Annotated in this window: 18 protein-coding genes and 1 pseudogene; 16 read left to right on the forward strand and 3 right to left on the reverse strand. The window is 57.2% G+C overall.

What is annotated here, in order from left to right; all coding sequences use genetic code 11:
* Position 1 precedes the first annotated feature (1 nt).
* The 3 genes from KB449_RS02435 to KB449_RS02445 all read left to right on the forward strand — a co-directional run bounded on the left by KB449_RS02435 (position 2) and on the right by KB449_RS02445 (position 4,636).
* A complete protein-coding gene (locus KB449_RS02435) occupies positions 2 to 1,480 on the forward strand; it encodes a response regulator transcription factor (protein ID WP_282906841.1) in 1,479 nt (492 codons plus the stop codon).
* Positions 1,477 to 2,829, forward strand: a complete 1,353-nt coding sequence (locus tag KB449_RS02440; protein ID WP_282906842.1) for an ABC transporter substrate-binding protein — start codon at positions 1,477 to 1,479, stop codon at positions 2,827 to 2,829. Before KB449_RS02435 ends, KB449_RS02440 begins: the two co-directional genes overlap by 4 nt.
* Positions 2,830 to 3,058: 229 nt before the next feature.
* Complete coding sequence (locus KB449_RS02445) at positions 3,059 to 4,636, forward strand: alpha-L-rhamnosidase-related protein (protein WP_282906843.1); 1,578 nt, start codon at positions 3,059 to 3,061, stop codon at positions 4,634 to 4,636.
* Between the two features lie 551 nt (positions 4,637 to 5,187).
* Here KB449_RS02445 and KB449_RS02450 read toward each other — a convergent pair.
* Positions 5,188 to 5,373, reverse strand: a complete 186-nt coding sequence (locus tag KB449_RS02450) for a hypothetical protein (RefSeq protein ID WP_282906844.1) — start codon at positions 5,371 to 5,373, stop codon at positions 5,188 to 5,190.
* Positions 5,374 to 5,743: 370 nt separating this feature from the next.
* Between KB449_RS02450 and KB449_RS02455 the strand changes: the two genes are divergently transcribed.
* The 7 genes from KB449_RS02455 to KB449_RS02485 all read left to right on the forward strand — a co-directional run bounded on the left by KB449_RS02455 (position 5,744) and on the right by KB449_RS02485 (position 11,326).
* Entirely contained in the window at positions 5,744 to 6,496 is a 753-nt protein-coding gene (locus tag KB449_RS02455) for a sugar phosphate isomerase/epimerase family protein (protein WP_282906845.1), read from the forward strand.
* Between the two features lie 66 nt (positions 6,497 to 6,562).
* Positions 6,563 to 7,399 (forward strand): sugar phosphate isomerase/epimerase family protein, encoded by an 837-nt coding sequence (locus tag KB449_RS02460; RefSeq protein ID WP_282906846.1) that lies wholly within the window; start codon positions 6,563 to 6,565, stop codon positions 7,397 to 7,399.
* Between the two features lie 260 nt (positions 7,400 to 7,659).
* On the forward strand, positions 7,660 to 8,064 hold the full coding sequence (locus KB449_RS02465) for a hypothetical protein (protein WP_282906847.1): 405 nt from the start codon (positions 7,660 to 7,662) through the stop codon (positions 8,062 to 8,064).
* Positions 8,065 to 8,088: 24 nt separating this feature from the next.
* On the forward strand, positions 8,089 to 9,414 hold the full coding sequence (locus KB449_RS02470; protein WP_282906848.1) for a PQQ-binding-like beta-propeller repeat protein: 1,326 nt from the start codon (positions 8,089 to 8,091) through the stop codon (positions 9,412 to 9,414).
* A gap of 2 nt (positions 9,415 to 9,416) precedes the next feature.
* Positions 9,417 to 10,022, forward strand: a complete 606-nt coding sequence (locus KB449_RS02475) for a hypothetical protein (protein ID WP_282906849.1) — start codon at positions 9,417 to 9,419, stop codon at positions 10,020 to 10,022.
* A 127-nt stretch (positions 10,023 to 10,149) separates the two neighbouring features.
* Positions 10,150 to 10,749, forward strand: coding sequence for a hypothetical protein (locus tag KB449_RS02480; RefSeq protein ID WP_282906850.1), 600 nt, complete (start codon positions 10,150 to 10,152; stop codon positions 10,747 to 10,749).
* A gap of 178 nt (positions 10,750 to 10,927) precedes the next feature.
* Positions 10,928 to 11,326: a hypothetical protein gene (locus KB449_RS02485; protein WP_282906851.1), complete on the forward strand. Its 399-nt coding sequence runs from the start codon at positions 10,928 to 10,930 to the stop codon at positions 11,324 to 11,326.
* A 230-nt stretch (positions 11,327 to 11,556) separates the two neighbouring features.
* Here the strand turns inward: KB449_RS02485 and KB449_RS02490 are convergent.
* Positions 11,557 to 11,811: pseudogene (locus KB449_RS02490) on the reverse strand (carbohydrate ABC transporter permease); the annotation flags it as partial.
* Here KB449_RS02490 and KB449_RS02495 point away from each other — a divergent pair.
* Complete coding sequence (locus KB449_RS02495; protein WP_282906852.1) at positions 11,771 to 11,986, forward strand: S-layer homology domain-containing protein; 216 nt, start codon at positions 11,771 to 11,773, stop codon at positions 11,984 to 11,986. The pseudogene KB449_RS02490 and the gene KB449_RS02495 overlap by 41 nt on opposite strands.
* Positions 11,987 to 12,103: 117 nt before the next feature.
* On the forward strand, positions 12,104 to 12,283 hold the full coding sequence (locus tag KB449_RS02500; protein WP_282906853.1) for a hypothetical protein: 180 nt from the start codon (positions 12,104 to 12,106) through the stop codon (positions 12,281 to 12,283).
* Between the two features lie 226 nt (positions 12,284 to 12,509).
* On the opposite strand, the gene KB449_RS02505 is transcribed toward KB449_RS02500, so the two are convergent.
* Positions 12,510 to 12,869, reverse strand: coding sequence for a hypothetical protein (locus KB449_RS02505; protein WP_282906854.1), 360 nt, complete (start codon positions 12,867 to 12,869; stop codon positions 12,510 to 12,512).
* 222 nt (positions 12,870 to 13,091) lie between these two features.
* On the opposite strand from KB449_RS02505, the gene KB449_RS02510 reads away from it, so the two are divergent.
* From KB449_RS02510 to KB449_RS02525, 4 genes are all read left to right on the forward strand, one after another.
* Entirely contained in the window at positions 13,092 to 14,267 is a 1,176-nt protein-coding gene (locus tag KB449_RS02510; RefSeq protein ID WP_282906855.1) for a BMP family ABC transporter substrate-binding protein, read from the forward strand.
* 15 nt (positions 14,268 to 14,282) lie between these two features.
* Positions 14,283 to 15,269, forward strand: coding sequence for an aromatic ring-hydroxylating dioxygenase subunit alpha (locus KB449_RS02515; RefSeq protein ID WP_282906856.1), 987 nt, complete (start codon positions 14,283 to 14,285; stop codon positions 15,267 to 15,269).
* A gap of 162 nt (positions 15,270 to 15,431) precedes the next feature.
* Entirely contained in the window at positions 15,432 to 16,148 is a 717-nt protein-coding gene (locus tag KB449_RS02520) for an AAA family ATPase (protein ID WP_282906857.1), read from the forward strand.
* Positions 16,149 to 16,169: 21 nt separating this feature from the next.
* On the forward strand, positions 16,170 to 17,021 hold the full coding sequence (locus KB449_RS02525) for a helix-turn-helix domain-containing protein (protein ID WP_282906858.1): 852 nt from the start codon (positions 16,170 to 16,172) through the stop codon (positions 17,019 to 17,021).
* Positions 17,022 to 17,067: the final 46 nt, after the last annotated feature.

Genomic DNA, 17,067 nt, shown 5'->3' on the forward strand with positions numbered 1-17,067 from the left:
CATGCTGAAGGCGGTCGTGTTCGACGACGAATTCATCGTGCTGAAAGGGCTGGAGCGGCTCATCGACTGGCGCGAGCACGGCGTCGAGCTGGCGGGGACGGCCAAGGACGGGCTATCCGCGCTGGAGATGTTCAGGACGCTGCGGCCCGATATCGTCATGACCGACATTCGCATGCCGGGCATGGACGGGCTTCAGCTGATCGAACACATCCAGGAGGAAGCGCCGGATACGATGTGCATCGTGTTCAGCGGCTACAACGAGTTCGATTACGTCAAGCGCGCGATCAAGCTCGGCGTCGTCGACTACCTGGAGAAGCCGATCACGATCTCGAAGATCCGGGAAGGCATCGAGAAGGCGGTTGCGCGCATCGGAGAGCGAAGCGAGATGTCGAGCCTGAAACGGAGATGGCAGGAGGGGCTGCTGGAAAAGGCGACGCTCGATCTGCTCCTCTATGGAAGCGATGCCGAAGACGCATGGAGGGTGCAGTTCGGTCCGGAAGCGGAGGACGTACAGGGCGTCACGGTCGTCGCCAGCGCGGATTCGGCGTTCGAGCTGCCGGAGGGGCCTGGCTTTCGCGTCGTCCCGGTGCGGAACGGCGCCGAATATTTGCATGCCGTATTCCATCTGGGGGAGATCGGCAGCGATTGGACCGGCACCCTGCAGGCGTGGGATCGCACGGCAGTGGGCTCCGGGACGACGCACGCCGATGTCGGCGAAGCTGCCGCCGGCTACCGCGAGGCGCTCCGGGCGCTTCGCTACGGCAAATATCTCGAGGGTACCGGCTGGACCCGGTACGAAGACTTGGGCGACGGCCATTCGCCGGCGCCCGAATTGTCCGATCTGGAGGAAGGCATCCTCTTCGACCTGCGTCTCGGGGATAAGGACAGCCTGATGCTGAAGCTGGACGATTATCTGGCGTCGTTCAAGCAGGGAAAGGTCGATCCGGAGATCGCCGAGCTCGAGCTGCTCAAACTGCTGCTTCATGCGGTCGAAGCCGCCAAAGAAACGGGTGGCGACGCCTCCGAGCTCGATCGCGCAGGCGAGCCGCCGCAGCTCGCGCTGCGCAAGCTCGAAACGCGGTCGGCGCAGGCCGCCTGGCTGCGGGCGGAGATCGAGCGGATCGCGGACTGGATGCGCGGCGTGCGGCAGCGGACGAAGCATTCGGCGGTGGAAAAGGCGCTCGCCTACATGGAGCTCCATTACGGCAGAGACCTGACCCAGCAGGAGGTCGCGGCCCATGTCGAGATGAACGCCGCTTATTTCAGCCTGCTTTTCAAGGAACAGATGGGCCTCTCTTATATCAAATATTTGACCAAGCTGCGCATGGAAAAGGCGAAGACGCTATTGGAGGAAGGCATTCCGACCCAGGAAATCAGCGAGCGAGTGGGATATTATCATGCCCGTCACTTTGCCGAGGTGTTCAAAAAGCAGACCGGCATGACGCCCGGACAATACCGGTCTACCGGGAGAGGGCGATGATCGGCATGCGGCAAAAGGGACGGTGCGGCTTGTTCCGGCGGACGGCGCTCCGCCTCGCGCTTCCCGCGCTCTCCGTGCTGCTGGCGTCCTGCGGCGGCGCCCCGACGCCTACGCTCGTACCTGCGGACGATACGACGACGATTCTCTACCTTTCCTCCAACAAAGAAAACGAAGGCAGCTCCAGGATCATCAGCGAGCTTGCCAGGGAATATCAGAACGCGCATCCATCGGTCCGGTACAAGTTCGAGAATGTCTCGGAGAGCGACCTGAACCAGCGCGTGCAGCTGCTCGCGGCGAGCAACGATCTGCCCGTGCTGTTCAGCTATCAATCGGGCAAGCCGCTGCTCGATCTCATTGACAGCAACGCTGCGCTCGACCTGGAGCGGACGTTCGCGGCGCTCGGCATGGCAGACAGCCTTAACCCCGCGGCCGTCGAGCTGCTCAAGGCGTACGCGGAAGGGAAGGGGCTGTACGCGCTGCCGCTCGAGATGAACATCGAAGGCTTCTGGTATAACAAGGCGCTATTCGCAAAATACGGCCTGCAGGAGCCTCGAACCTGGGACGATATGCTGGCGGCGGCGGAAACGTTCAAGCGCGAGGGCATCCAGCCGTTCGCCGTGGCCGGCAAGGAGAAGTGGCCGATCACGCGGCTGATCAACGCCTACGCGATCCGCAAGCTCGGCGTCGGCGCGATGGAAAAGGTGGACAAAGGGGAACTGTCGCTCGCGGATCCTGGCTTCGTCGAGGCGGCGGACGTCGTGCAGCGGATGGGGCTCCAAGGATACTTCGGCTCTCGCGTGAACACGATCGACATGGGCACGTCGGTCAACCTTTTTCTGCAGGGCAAGGCCGCTATGTTCTATATGGGCAGCTGGCAGCTGCGTGCCTTTAACGACCGGACGCAGAACAAGATCGGGGCGGACAACGTCGGTTTTTTCAGCATCCCGCTCGTGCGGGACGGCTTGGGCTCGCTCGACGAATATCCGGTGAACGCCGGCCTGACCACTTCTTTCTCCAAATCCGCTTATACACCCGAGGTCGGCGACTGGATGAGGTTCGTGTTCGAGCGTTACGGGGACCGCGCCATGTCGGAGCTCGGCATGGTAACCGGATTTAACGTGAAGGACGTACCCGAGGACGCGCCGCCGCTCACGAGAATGGTGCAGAGCAAGATCGGCGAGGTGAAAAAGGGCGCGCTGTGGTTCGAGGCCCGCTTCAGCACCAAAGCGCAGCTGCTGGCCTGGGACAACGCGCAGCTGCTCGTCACGAGCGCGGGTTATTCGCCTAAGGAATATCTGGGCGAGCTGCAGCGGCAACTGGGGGCCGATCGCGCGGCGGAGGGACGGTAGGAGACGGATTGCGAGGGAGCGCGAAGGGATGGCGGATCGATGAACCGGCAGACCGGCGGACGGATGGACCCCAGGATCACCGGATCGCCGGATCGCCGAATCGCCGGTTCGCTGAAGCCGGCACATCGCGACGGAATCGGATCATTTTATGCGGGATTCGGTTCTATGGCGGAGATGGGCGGGTTTGCTAGAGTAAGAGACAGATGCGAAAAGAGAGAGGTGCTTAAGGATGGCGGATACGATAAAGATGCAAACCGGGCAGGTCGCGATCGTGCGCAACGAAGCGTTCGTCGGGAAGGCGGAGGCGCTGAAGCCCGTTTTGCTCGAAGAGGCGCTCAAGGCTGCGCGCATCGTCGAGGTCGTAGCGGACGCTCAGGCCATGCACGGCTGGCGGGCGCGTGAGGCGGCGCCTGCCGAAGCGTTGCAGGAGAGGGAATATAAAAAGGGAGACGCCGTCGTACTGGACTTCGGCGACCACCGGGTCGGCTACGTTTCTTTCGATGTCCGCCCGGTCGGCAGTCCGCCCGATGCGCCGCTGAAGCTGAGGCTGACTTTCGGTGAGATGCCGGTGGAGATGGCGGAGCCGTTCTCCTCGTACAACGGCTGGATTAGCAGCTCCTGGCTGCAGGAGGAAATCCTGCTCGTCGACGTGCTGCCGGCTCGGATCTCGCTGCCGCGAAGATACAGCTTCCGTTATCTGAAGCTGGAGGTGCTGGATACGTCCCAGAAATACCGCGTCGCATTTAGCGACGTGACGGTCCGTACCGTCACGTCGGCCGACACGTCCGCTGTGATCGAGCTGTCGCATCCCGATCCCGTAATCCGCGAGATCGACCGCGTGAGCGTCAAGACGCTGCAGGACTGCATGCAGGACGTGTTCGAGGACGGTCCCAAGCGGGACCGCAGGCTCTGGCTGGGCGATCTGAGGCTGCAGGCGCTGGCGAACTACGAGACGTTCCGGAGCGACGATCTGGTCAAACGCTGTCTTTACCTGTTCGCGGCCGTGCCTGACGAGTTGGGCCGGGTGACGGCGAACCTGTTCATCGAGCCTTCTCTGATCGCCGACGACACGTATCTGTACGACTACTCGCTTTTTTTCGCCGCAACTTTGCACGATTATGCGGAGGCCACGGGAGACGAGGAGACGATGCGCGAGCTGTGGCCGCTTGCGCGTCGACAGGTAGAGCTTGGCCTCGAGCGGCTGGATGAAACGGGCGTGGTGCGGGACGAGGAGTCCTGGTGGGCGTTCATCGACTGGCACGAGTCGCTCAACAAGCAGGCGCCTGCGCAGGGCGTGCTAATTTATACGCTGAAGCGCGCGATCGCCATGGCCGAGCGGCTGGGCTGCGAATCGGCGACCGAGCTGACGGCGCGGCTCGCCGAGGTCGAAGCCGCGACGCTGGCGCGGCTGTGGGACTCGGAGCTCGGCTTCTTCATAAGCGGCGCGGACCGGCAGGTGTCTTGGGCGTCGCAGGCCTGGCTGGCGCTGGCGGAGGTGCTGCCACCCGAGGACAACCAGGCGCTCATGCTGCGGCTGCTCGCCGAGTCGCCGGACATCGGCCCGACCACGCCGTACATGTACCATCATGTCGTCGAGGCGCTGCTCCTGACGGGCTGCCGTGACGAGGCGGTCGCGATGCTCAAGCAATACTGGGGCGGCATGCTCGAGGACGGCGCGGACACGTTCTGGGAGCTGTACGATCCGCAGGACAAGAGCTTCTCGCCATACGGCAGCCACCTCATAAACAGCTACTGTCACGCGTGGAGCTGCACGCCGACCTATCTGATACGCAAGTTCGGGCTGTAGGGTCGAAGAGCTTATTTTTAACGTTTGAACAGTATCCCCTGCGATCAGGACCGTGTTAAAAGCATCTATTTTACGTTTTAACAGTATCCCCTTTGATCAGGACCATCTTCAAAACCAGCGACTGAGCGTCCTTCCTGATCGAGGGGGATATCGTTAAAATGCAGCGAAGAAAGATTTGGGGAGTTCAGAATGTGCATGCGAAAATGAGAAAAAGCGCCGATCCCGCCGGGCATCGGTGCTTTTTTATGTCTGGGACCGTCTGTATGCGCTCGGCGTCCTGCCGAACCGCGATTTGAAATTTGCGGTAAAAGAAGCCGTGGCTCTCATACCGCACTGCCGCGCGATCTCTGCGGCGTCGAGCGCGGTCGTCTGCAGAGCTTGGCGGCCCGATTGAGGCGATAGGTTTGCACAAGCTCGCCGAACGTGCAGCCGGTATGGTGGTTCAGCTGGCGTCCGAGTTAATCGGGCGAGTAGCCGTACCGCGCCGCGCGCTCCCCGGTACCCGGCGTCTGCTCGGGATCGCGTTGCAATGTCCTCGCCGCGTACGCGCATCAGCTCCAGAAATAGCAGTGGCACTTAGTGATGCAGCATGCCCAGTGCGTATTTGTCCCGTTGTAATACTCGCGCAGCATGTTCACGATGATCGTCCGCAGACGGTCGCGCTCCGACGTGCGAAACACGATGAAGCGTTCATGCGTCCGGTGATCCGACAACTCGCGGCCGATGAACCGTTCCACAACACGCCGCCGCGCAGGCGCTGGCCGTAAAACGCGGATAGCGCTTCGTCGCCCGGCTCGACGGTTCGATGCGCCTCTTAGCCGCGCAGCAGCTCGTCGAGCTGGCGTTCATCCATCGTCAATGCTCCTTAAGATCGTTTCGCGTCTCCGTTACGCGATGCCGCCTCGCAAGTTTATGCTTCACACCTCTAAGTTCGCTTCCATTATGCGATATCATCGCACAACTTGCGCACGCGCGCCAGATTTCGCCGCCGTAATACGAAAGACGTGGCTTGTACTTCTTGAACAAGGAGCATAGGATAAAGTAGATTCCGCACGCAGCTGCAAGAGTTTGCAAAAATCCAATTTCACCGATAAGGACGTGAATAAAATGGCATTTCCCGTTGCTTTGCAACCGTTTACGATTCGTGACGAGCTCGATCGCGATTACTTCGGCGCCTTCGAGCGCGTCGCGCAGATCGGCTATGCCGCAGTCGAAGTCGGCCCGCCGCCCGCGGGAATCGAAGTCGCCGATATGAAAGCGCGGTTTGATCGGCTGGGCCTGAAGGTGATCGGCGCCCATGCCGGACTCGGGCAGCTGACGGACGGACTGGACGGGTTCGACGATTTCTTGAAGCTGTTCGACGCCAAGTACGCCATCCTGTCGCATCGCTTCGAAACGCGCGAGGCGGTGCTCGAGAGCGCCGCGCTTTTCAACCGGATCGGGGAAGCTTGCCGGGCGCGCGGGCTGCAATTTCTGTACCATAACCACGACTGGGAGTTCGTACGGTTCGGCGAAGAGACGGCGCTCGACCTGCTTCTCCGAGAGACTGATCCGGAGCTTGTGAAAATGGAGCTGGACGTCTATTGGGCTCAAAAGGGCGGCGTCGATCCGGCTGCGTATTTGCGCGGCCTTCGCGGGCGCTGTCCGCTGCTGCACGTCAAGGACATGGAGCCGGGCGAGGAGCGGTTCTTCGCGGAAGTGGGAGAGGGCATCCTCGACTTCGGCGATATTTTGAAGGCGGCCGAGGAAGCGGGAACCGAGTGGCTCGTGGTCGAGCAAGATCATTGCCGCAGGCCCGTCTTTGAATGCATCGAGACGAGCTACCGCAATCTGCAGCGGATGGGCGCCGTTCGTACTTGAGCTGGCTGGCCGGCCTGCTGGCAGCCATTGACGAGACGAAGGAAGCGAGAAGGAGGAGAAGACGAGATGTTTCCATTTAAAGCGGCGTTGAATGCATCGACGCTTTTTCCATTTGAGCTTGAGGTGCCGGAGCAGATTGCCGTCGCGGCCCGGGCGGGATATGAGGGCATCGAGCTGTGGGTGCCGCAGATCAAATCTTATCTTGCCGGCGGCGGAACGATCGCCGCGCTGAGATCGTGTCTGGAAGAGAGCGGCCTCGCGTTCCCGAACGCGATCGCCTTCTTTAGGTGGGCGGACGAGGTCGAGACCGAACGGGAAGCGGCCTTTGAGCAGGCGGAGCGAGAAATGCAGCTGCTGTCCGAGCTGGGCTGCGGCGCGGTGGCCGCGCCGCCGTTCGGTGAGGTCGGGCGCGTATCCGCGGATGAGCTGGCCGCGAGGTTCGCGCGCCTCGTCGAGCTGGGGCGAAGCATCGGCATCGAGCCGTACCTGGAGTTCTGGGGACGGGCGCCGAAGCTGTCGAGGCTGGACGAAGCCCGCGACATCCTCCGCCGGAGCGGCGTGTCGGATGGCAAGCTGCTGCTCGACCCGTTCCATATGTACACGGGCGGGAGCGCGATCGCGGAGCTTGGCGCGCTGACGGGCGCCGAGATCGGCATTTGCCACGCCAACGACTACCCGGCCTCGCCCGGCGTAGAATCGATCGGCGACGGGGACCGCGTGTTCCCGGGCGAGGGCATCGCGCCATTGCATGACGCAGCGAAAATTTTGCATCGGGTCGGGTACGACGGCTACTTGTCTCTGGAGCTGTTTGTCGCCGATTTCGGCGGGCTGACCGCCGACGAAGCGGCAAGCAAGGGGCTGCAAGCGATGAGGGAAGCGTTCGACGTCGAATCCGGAATGTGAGTGGATGGGGCTAGGAGTCCACTTGACAGAATTAACTGGTAATACCGTGTAACTCCCCGCGAACCCAGCCAACGTCGTCGAATTGGTTTCCAATTGGGGGAGAACTCGACGGTCCGTCCAGCATTCGCCGATGACACGTTAAGAGGCGGTCGATTGGACGTTAGCTGTTCGAGGATAACGGCGTTCAGGTGCCCGAGACCTGGGACGAGCTTTTACAGTCGGCCGAAGATCTCCATTAGGCGGGGGGTCAACCCTTTGCCGTGGCAGGCTCCCGGAAGTGGACGCTTACCCGGCTGATCAACGGGTACGTCGTGCGCAAATACGGCTTCGACGCCATGGCTCGTGTGAGCCGAGGCGAGCTCAGCCTGACCAATCCGGGATTTCTCGAGGCGGCGGATGTCGTCCGGCGCATGGCGCTGCAGGGCTACTTCGGCGAACACGTGAACACGGCCGATCTGGACGAAGCGATTGCGACATTCCTGCAGGGCCGGGCCGCGATCAACTGCTCGTATCGAGCGCGAACTAAACGCCGGACTGTACATGGCGGATCTGCAGGTGGCGCTGGACAAGCAATCACGGAGCGAGAGATAAGCGGGAAGGCGGCCGGATACCGGTCGCCTTTTGTTATGAAGCTCGTGCAGCTGGTTATTTTTACATCTTATTGAAACTTTTCATAAGGAGCGGTCGTCATGCATGATATGGAAAATCAATCATGGAAGGATGATACCGTGACAATCCCATTCGGCAGACCTGTTTTATTGTTTACGTTGGTATTCGTGCTCTTCGGCGCTTTTGTTCGACCGATATACGCGGACACGCCGCACTCGTCATACCAGGGGATGAACTGGACTTCCCCCGATACGACCGCTACCGTCAAGCCGAAATGGACTGTCGCGATCGATAGCCCCAAAGACTTAAACACAATTAATGCCGGCACGATTGCGTCCGGGGAAGGCAAAGTATTTGTCTTCCAGCATGGCCGCTTGCTCGCGCTAAATGCGAAGACAGGCAAGACGTTATGGGCTTACGGCTCTAAAATGATCTCTCCTATAGCTTACCGCGACGGGGTCGTATACGCGATTTCTGAAGAAGGGGTCTTACATGCGATCCAAGCCATAAACGGAAAGAAGAAATGGGCGACGGCCAGCCGAACGTCAGGAATCGCAAGGCTACTCGTCAACGGAGACAAAGTTTACGTTTACAACGGCCATATCCGCGCGTTTGATGCCAAATCCGGAACGTTACTGTGGACAGACCATTTTCCCAACGCATATAGTGACCAAGACATTCAGTTCGCTGCAGGGAAAGTACTGGTAAGTACTTCTTTTTCAGGCGCTTATACCTATCAGACGCTTCTCGCATTCAATGAGAGCAACGGTCAGCTTGCCTGGGAAGCACCAAACGCGAGCGCGCCGTTATATATACAGGGAAATCAAATCATAGTCCAGCGCACCTCAAACTTGCTGGATCAACTTGAGAAGACCACTTTAGACACGATCGACACGTTGTCCGGAAAGATTGTCAAAACGGTCGAATACGAGGAAAACGGCCAAGCCTGGATCGATTCCGGACATGTATATATTTTTGCAGCCGGGGTCGTCTATGCCTACCCGTTGAATGCGGTTCCCGATCAAGTAGCGAGGGATTCTTACCGGTCGGACAGCGCTTATAAAAATTTCTGGGCCGGGGGTCCGGACGCGGGCAGAATTTTATTTACCGACGGAGATCAAATAACGGGCTCAAAGCTTGTCAACAAGTCAGTCGTGTACTACGGATCCGCGGGTACTCAGGGTACTTCGATCGCCCGATTCGACACGTTCGGCAACGGCCTATACGTCGCTTACTCGGATGGGCGGCTGGAAGCTAAAGATTTGATTACGGCTAAGCGCGTATTTGTCATTCAAACCAAGGGGAGAGTCTTCGGTCCGACGCTGCGTGAAGACGGCATGATCATCGTCCAATCCCAAGGAAGCGTCAATGCCGTGTCCGAACCGGCACTTTTAAAGGCCAAGTAACAGTGATTATTCAGCGTATAGCAAGAAAATCATATCGTAAAAACCTAGTCGATGGGAAAGCACAAAAGATAAGCGACGACAAACCTTTTACCTTCACATCCTGGGCAACAAAGAAATCAGTGTTGAATGAAATGGGCATTGAATCCCCTCGTTGCCGAACGGAAGTAATGATAGAAACTCTGAAAACCCTGCGGAGTGGAGCTGATCCTATGATAAATTCAGCTGAAGAATTTGTTCGGCTTCGCGAGAGTGCAATCCAAAGTGAATATCTTAGAGCTGCTTGGGCTGAAGCCACCTTGGAAGTGTGGGTGGAGATTATTGAAAAGTATCCGGAAATGAAGTTTTTGGTAGCGCAGAATAAGACCATCCCCCTTGAAATTATGGAGATTCTTTCTGACGATCCTTCAGAACGCGTGAGGGGAATGATTGCTTCGAAGAACAGGCTACCGGAGCATCTTCAGATTAAAATGGCAAAAGACAGTCATCCATCGGTCAGAGAAAGAATCATTTACAACAAAAGGACGCAAGCAGTAGTTTTGCAGTTACTTGTTCATGATGAAGATGAGTCGATCCGGGAAAAAGCCAGAAATCGATTAGCTCAACTTTGAGCTTTCATATGCTATCGGAGAACGTTAGTTTCTTGTACAAAGCTAATAGAGCATGTGCTATACATCGTATTTTTAGCATGCGTCTCAATAGGCCCATTTTTATACTACCAGAAAAGGTGGCGGTACATTGAGCAATTTTACAATAACGTCGTTTGCCCCGTACTCATTAAACTACTTGGTCTATATACAAAATTCGTTTCTAAGTAGTAAAGGTGAACCAAATAAATTTCCATCGACTAAAAGGAATTGGGGACTTCTTGAGGAGCAGTATTTTTGTGATGTCTTTAAAGATGTATGGTCCGAGATGGTAGGAAGATTATCTCAGAACCATTTGTCCGATCATAATAGAATTATAGAAACGGAACGCGAATTATTTCAACGATTATTCAATCAAGAAGGGCAAGGAAGAAAAGGATTTGAAGAAAGCAAGAATTCGTTTTACGCTTGGTTTTCAAGCTTTGCTGGACAAATAACTATTGAGAGAGCATCCGATCACATGATGTATTACGACATAGATATTTACAATAAATTGTCAAGGGAAATGAACTTCAGCAGGATTTCTAACCCTGAACTTCTTATAAGCCTAATCTACGATGATTGCAGCTTGGGAAGCCGTGGAAGTTATTATTGGCATTCGGTTATCTCACTTCGAGATCTTTATATGGACGGAAAATCCTTAGTTCCCAAAATTGCAGATCAGTGGAACAATAATGTTGGAAGACAGTAAACGTTTTATTGCAGACTGAGCGGAGCGCAGTAATATGCGTTCTGGCCGGGTGCGTTTGCGCCGCAATTTTTCACCCATGTAGGCAGTTACGTTAAGTAGCATTTTGTGAAACAATGCAACCTACATATTTGACTTTACGTCTCCTATTAAAATGGAAAATCGAGGGAGTGTGCCCCGATTGAAAATCATTGTTTTGTTTGCATTTTTTTGTCTTGCGTTGCTGGTTGGCTGCGATAATGAAACACTCGAGCAGAATAATGTTAATCCTATTGCGTACATTAATTCGTTTGGTTGGCATGTTGAGGGTGAAATGGATAAAGTGATGCTTGAAACCAAAAACACTGATCCAAGCATCGCAGCTATTGTTAATTTGAAGCCGTATGTGAATGACGAAATTTATATTACAACCTACTTGCTGAGAGAAAAGCACAAAAGCGGAAAGAAACTATACGCTCATATTTACCAAGTAAATGAAAAAATTATTGGTGGTAACGGGCATATAGAGACTTGGGAGCCAGGCGTTTTCTCTTTGAGGGATAAGGAGAGGTTAACCAGCGAAGGAACAATCATTGAATAACGCAGCAACGCGCTTCAGGCCATTTAGCGATATCTCAAACGCGGATATTCCGGACCGAGCAGCCGCTATTCACGGAAAAAGGGGGCTGCAGCGTACAGGGAACGATGAATAATGAACGCTGAGTCCGCAGAAAAGAATAAAGGGGAGATTTCGGAAAAATAGCGGATCCTGGGTCCAAACAGAACCCTCCCATCCATCCTCGTGTGCTCGCCTCCAACCATGTTCCTTTTTCAACCCTTTACAGCCCCTGCGGTCATGACCGCGACGATCTTTTTATTGAAGAAAATGAACAGGACGAGCGGCGGAATGGAGATCAGGATGATATCGGCGAACAGCAGGTTCCACGACGTGTTGTGCAGGCTCGTGAAGTTGTAGAGCGTGAGCTGAATCGTAGCGTTGCGCGCGCCGGGGAAGAAGTAGAGCGGGTTTACGAAGTCATTGTAGATGCCGACGACGGATAGGACGACCACGGTGGAGGTAACCGGCGCAGGCGCGAGCTTCGCCGACACGGACCGCATCGCGGCCTGGGCGGCGCCGTACGTGGCCGAAGCCTCGTCGCTCGGCCTGCTATCCGGCCGGAGCGCGGGACAGTTCGCGCCGCAAGGCGTAACGACCCGCGCCGAAGCCGCGCAGTCGGTGTACAATTTGCTGCAAAAGTAACAGCATGCGCAAGTAACATCGTTAATGAACGCCAAGCCCGCGGACTTGGCGTTTTTTCTACGCAGAGGCGGAAGGTAGTGAGAGACGGCAGGGGCGGGACGTGGCATAGGCGGGGACTTGGAAGAGGCGGTGGAGCTGGAGGCAGAGGTAGAGGTAGAGGTAGAGGTAGAGGTAGAGGTAGAGGTAGAGGTAGAGGTAGAGGTAGAGGTAGAGGTAGAGGTAGAGGTAGAGGTAGAGGTAGAGGTAGAGGTAGAGGTAGAGGTAGAGGTAGAGGTGGAAGTGACGGAGTTGGCGTAGGCGATCGTAGGGAGACGATAGTTGTTAAAAGGCGGCTAATTCCGCGTTGTAATCGCAAAACGAGCAAATTAGTTGCTAGAAGGCAGTTAATTCCCTGAATTATGGGCGGAAACGCCCCTCTCGCAGGAATTAACTGCCTTCTGACACTTATTTACGCAGGCACGATTCGATGAGTGGAGATAAATGCTTTTGAGCAACTAATCGATCGGCGGCGGTATAAGCCCCCTCAGACGCGAGCCAGCTTGAGCAGCCAGGAGGAGGTGCGGTCCAGCGTCCGCGCATTCCGCGCGCTATTGCGGACGGAGATGTTCAGGAAGATCCGAACGGCGTCGCCGGTCCTGTTGTTGAAAAGCACCTTGTTCGGCGTCAAATCGCCAGCCCCGCCCCTGGCGGTAAACGTACCCGTCGAAGGCAACGCCTCGATTTTAAATACGAACGCATCGTTGGACAACAGGAAATTCAAGCTTTTCAGCACCAGCTTTTTTCCTTTTGGCACGTCGATCACGATCGTCTGCACGTCGATGCTCTTTCCGGCACCAAGCGAGATGGACGATTTTCCGCCGACGATTCCGTTTAATTGAAGCACGGCTGCACCTCCGGATGGAATATACGACAGCATATTCGATGCGCGATGGACAAGTTTGGACGTTTGTCCGAATCGGCGAGCGGAGCGGACGCATGCCGCGGCATCCGATGACAATTGGTCGCGCTTGCAGGCATGCAAGCGAACAATGTTCATGTCAGTATACTTGACGTCGGTCTGCGGCCTAGTATATTTGGATGTAATTCACACAGGGAGGTCATTCAAATGATCAGGTTGGTACATGCCAAACGCTCGACCTTGCTGATGCTTCTGACGATTGTCTTCTTCGTACTGCTGGCAAGCGGCTGCGGCGAATCGTCCAACGGGTCCCCGTCTTCGGCGAGCGCGTCCGCGAGCGTAGCGGCCGCCTCGGCGCCGGACGCTTCTCCCGCGGACGCGGAAGGCGGGAACAAAAAGCCGCGCGTCGCATTCGTGTATTTAGGCGTGGCGGGAGACGGCGGCTGGACGTACCAGCACGACGCCGGCGTCAAATACATGGAGCAAGAACTCGGCATCAAGGCGGACATCGTCGAGAACGTGCCGGATACCGCCGACTCGGAGCGGGTGTTCACGGAGCTCGCGCAAAATCACGACATTATTTTCGGAACGAGCTACGGCTATATGGACGCGATGTATAACGTGGCTCAAAAATACCCCGACGTCATCTTCATGCACTGCTCGGGCTACAAGACGCTGCCCAATATGGGGACCTACCTCGGCAGGGAATGGGAATCGAGCTACCTGGTCGGCATGGCCGCGGGCAAGATGACCAAAACCGGACATCTGGGCTATGTCGGCGCGTTTCCCATTCCCGAAGTAATCTACACGATCAACGCTTTTGCGCTTGGCGCGCAGAGCGTGAACCCCGACGCGAAGGTGGATGTGGTGTGGAGCAATACCTGGTTCGATCCGACGATCGAGCGCCAAGCGGCGGATAGCTTGCTGGACAAAGGCGTCGACGTGCTGGCCGCTTACCAGGACTCGCCTGCAAGCCTGCAGGCCGCGGCCGAGCGGGGCGCCTTCGGCGTAGGCAACGATTCGGACATGGGCAAATACGCGCCGGACCATTACATTTCGAATAACGTCTGGAACTGGGGCCCTTACTACGCGAAGGTTGTCCGCTCGGTCATGGAAGGCACGTGGAAAAGCGAGGCCTACATGGGCGACATGAAGGACGGCCTCGTCAATCTGGCGCCGCTGGGCGCCAAGGTGCCGCAGGACGTGAAGGATCTGGTCGAGAAGACGAAGGCCGGCATTTTGGACGGAAGCGTGCAGGTGTTCAAGGGGCCGATCTACGACCAGTCCGGCAAGCTGCGGGCCGAGAACGGAGCGACAATGACGCTGGAACAAATCCTGGCGCAAGATTGGCTCGCGAAAGGCGTTAACGGAACCGTATCGTAGAAGGAGGCGAATGAATTGCATCAACCGGATCCCGCTTTGACCAAGGAATGGCTGCCGGCGCTCTCGTCCGACCGGCTGGGCGCCGAGCCGCTATCGGTAGAACTGCTCGGCGTAAAGCTCGCGATCGTACGGTTGGGGGGCAAGGTGCGCGCCTTCCGCGACCTGTGCATTCACCGCGGCGTACCGCTCTCCATGGGACGCGTCGAGGGGGAGCGCCTGATCTGCGCTTATCACGGATGGTCGTACGACGGCTGCGGCGCATGCGTGCGAATTCCGGCCCAGGCGGCGAACAAAGCGATCCCGGAAAAAGCCAAGGCCCAGGTATTCGCGTGCGCCGAGCAATCCGGCTTGATCTGGGTCTGCCTGGGCGAGCCGTCCGGCGCCCCGCCGACGGCATCGCTCGGCGAATTCGACTCGCCCGCTTATCGCCGCGTGCATTGCGATCCTTATCTCTTGCAGGCGGCGGGGCCGCGGATCGTCGAGAACTTCCTGGACGTTTCCCATCTGATGTTCGTCCACGAGGGGCTGCTCGGCGATCCCGAGGCGGCGGAGATCGGGGAGCACCGGGTCCATCGGACGCCGGAAGGACTCGCGAGCGACGAGATCGCGGTGTACCAGCCCGACGGGGACGGCACCGGGCAAGGTCTCGTTAACCGGTACGTATACAAAGTGCTGGGACCGCTCACTGCTTGGCTGGAGAAACGCGATTCCGCCAACCCTGGCCACGTGTTCGGGCTGCTGCTGACGGTGACGCCGCATTCGGAGCGGCACAGCACGGCGTTTGCGGTCATCTACCGCAACTACGAACTGGACACGCCGGACGAAGTCTTCTCTTCCTTCCAGGACCGGCTGATCGAGCAGGATCGCGCGATTGTCGAGGCCCAGAAGCCCGAGCTGCTGCCGTTGGATCTGCAAGCGGAGCTGCACCTGGTGTCGGACCGCATCAGCATCGCGTACCGGCAGTGGCTGCGCGAGCTCGGCGTCTCCTTCGGTACGGCGTGACGCGCGCCTAGGCTTAGAACTGTCAGCTTCGGCTGCCGGTTCTTTTTCGTGCTTGCAACGGATCGTTGATCGGGCTTGCCGTCAGACCGCGGTTGACCCCGCCAGTTTAAACCGTTACGGTATAACGTAGAAGCATGACCTTATGCCGTTGGAGATGATCCCATGTTCTTGCGCAGTCTGACGGTGACCGGCGGGGCGGATCGCAAGGGTTACCCGTTCGACATACCGGCGATACGTGGGCTTGCGTCGCTGGCGTTCGAGTCCAACGTGACCTTTTTCGTCGGAGAAAACGGGTCGGGCAAGTCGACGCTTCTGGAAGCGATCGCCTACCAATGCGGATTTAACGAGGCGGGCGGCGGAAGGAACAATACGTACGAGGTCGACGCAGCCGGCTCGGTGCTCGGGGACGCGATCCGGCTGTCCTGGATGCCCAAGGTGACGAACGGCTTTTTTCTCCGCGCCGAAACGTTCTATCACTTCGCTTCGCATCTGGACACGTTGCCCGAGAGTCTGGGCGCCTACGGCGGACGGTCGCTGCACCGGCAGTCGCATGGCGAAGCGTTTTTGTCATTGTTCAAGCACAGGTTCGGCAAGAGAGCGATCTATTTGCTGGACGAGCCCGAGGCCGCGCTTTCTCCGGCCAGGCAGCTGGCGCTCATGCGCATCGTCAAGGATCTGGAGAAGGATGCGCAGTTTATCGTCGCGACACATTCGCCGATCCTGCTCGGCTATCCGGGGGCGCGCATCCTGAGCTTCGACGAGACGCCGATCCGGGAGATCCGGTACGAGGACACGCTGCACTATATCGTGACCAAGCGGTTTTTGGAAAATCGGCACAAAGTGCTGGACGAGCTGTTCGACGACGGGGAGGAAGATTGATAGGGAGAGGAGAGGCAGGGCATGTCGTACGAGGTTCATGACCAGCTTCGCATCACCGTATTGAACGTGACGAAGGTCCAGTACAAATCCAGGATCATTTTCGACTACGTCCAATCCTGTTATACCGTCTCTTATATTCAAAAGGGTGAGGTCATCACGACGCTCGAGGACAAGGAGTTCGTGGCGAAGACGGGCGATGTAATGATTCACCGGCCGCACAAGCCGTTTAACGTGATCTCCCAGACCGACGGCGTGCACTATCTGTTCAACGTCGATATCAAGGTCAAGGGGGAGCAAGATTTCTTTGACGTTTTCCCGCTCGGCAAGGTAGTCAAGGTGCGCGATCCCGGCCTGTACGAAAAAAAGTTCGACGAGCTTCGAAGCTTATGGCTGCAGGAGGACGACGACTTCCGCACCGTGCAAACCGGTTTTCTCGCCTTCTTCCTGCTGCACGAGATTCTGGAGAGCACGAAGCTCGGGGAGCGGCGGTCCTCGCGGGACCCGATCATCACCGACCGCTTCAACAACGCGCTCCATTATATCGAGAACGGGCTTGAAGAAGACATTTCCCGCGAAGAGCTCGCCCAGATCTATCATATGAACCCGGTCTATTTCAGCCGGGCGTTCCAGAAAATCTACGGAATCACGCCAATGAAGATGTTGAAGAAGATGCGGCTGCAAAAGGCCAGGCAGATGCTCGAAAATACGGAACATACGATCGATCATATCGCCCAGCAAAGCGGTCATTACGACGCGGCGCACTTCAGCCGGGCGTTCCAGAAGGCGTTCGGGCAATCGCCGACCGATTATCGCAAAAGTATCAAAATTACAAGAAGAAGCATCGTCCCTACATGGTTCGATTACCAAATATAAATTAACATAAACTTCAAGAACACCTGCTGTAAGCGTCCGCAAACGC

Source organism: Cohnella hashimotonis (assembly GCF_030014955.1).
Lineage (GTDB): Bacteria > Bacillota > Bacilli > Paenibacillales > Paenibacillaceae > Cohnella > Cohnella hashimotonis.

Coding starts and splice junctions, on each gene's coding strand:
- KB449_RS02435 (WP_282906841.1), top strand. CDS start 2: ATGCTGAAGGCGGTCGTGTTCGACGACGAATTCATCGTGCTGAAAGGG.
- KB449_RS02455 (WP_282906845.1), top strand. CDS start 5,744: ATGGCATTTCCCGTTGCTTTGCAACCGTTTACGATTCGTGACGAGCTC.
- KB449_RS02460 (WP_282906846.1), top strand. CDS start 6,563: ATGTTTCCATTTAAAGCGGCGTTGAATGCATCGACGCTTTTTCCATTT.
- KB449_RS02440 (WP_282906842.1), top strand. CDS start 1,477: ATGATCGGCATGCGGCAAAAGGGACGGTGCGGCTTGTTCCGGCGGACG.
- KB449_RS02510 (WP_282906855.1), top strand. CDS start 13,092: ATGATCAGGTTGGTACATGCCAAACGCTCGACCTTGCTGATGCTTCTG.
- KB449_RS02470 (WP_282906848.1), top strand. CDS start 8,089: ATGCATGATATGGAAAATCAATCATGGAAGGATGATACCGTGACAATC.
- KB449_RS02495 (WP_282906852.1), top strand. CDS start 11,771: ATGCCGACGACGGATAGGACGACCACGGTGGAGGTAACCGGCGCAGGC.
- KB449_RS02525 (WP_282906858.1), top strand. CDS start 16,170: ATGTCGTACGAGGTTCATGACCAGCTTCGCATCACCGTATTGAACGTG.
- KB449_RS02520 (WP_282906857.1), top strand. CDS start 15,432: ATGTTCTTGCGCAGTCTGACGGTGACCGGCGGGGCGGATCGCAAGGGT.
- KB449_RS02445 (WP_282906843.1), top strand. CDS start 3,059: ATGGCGGATACGATAAAGATGCAAACCGGGCAGGTCGCGATCGTGCGC.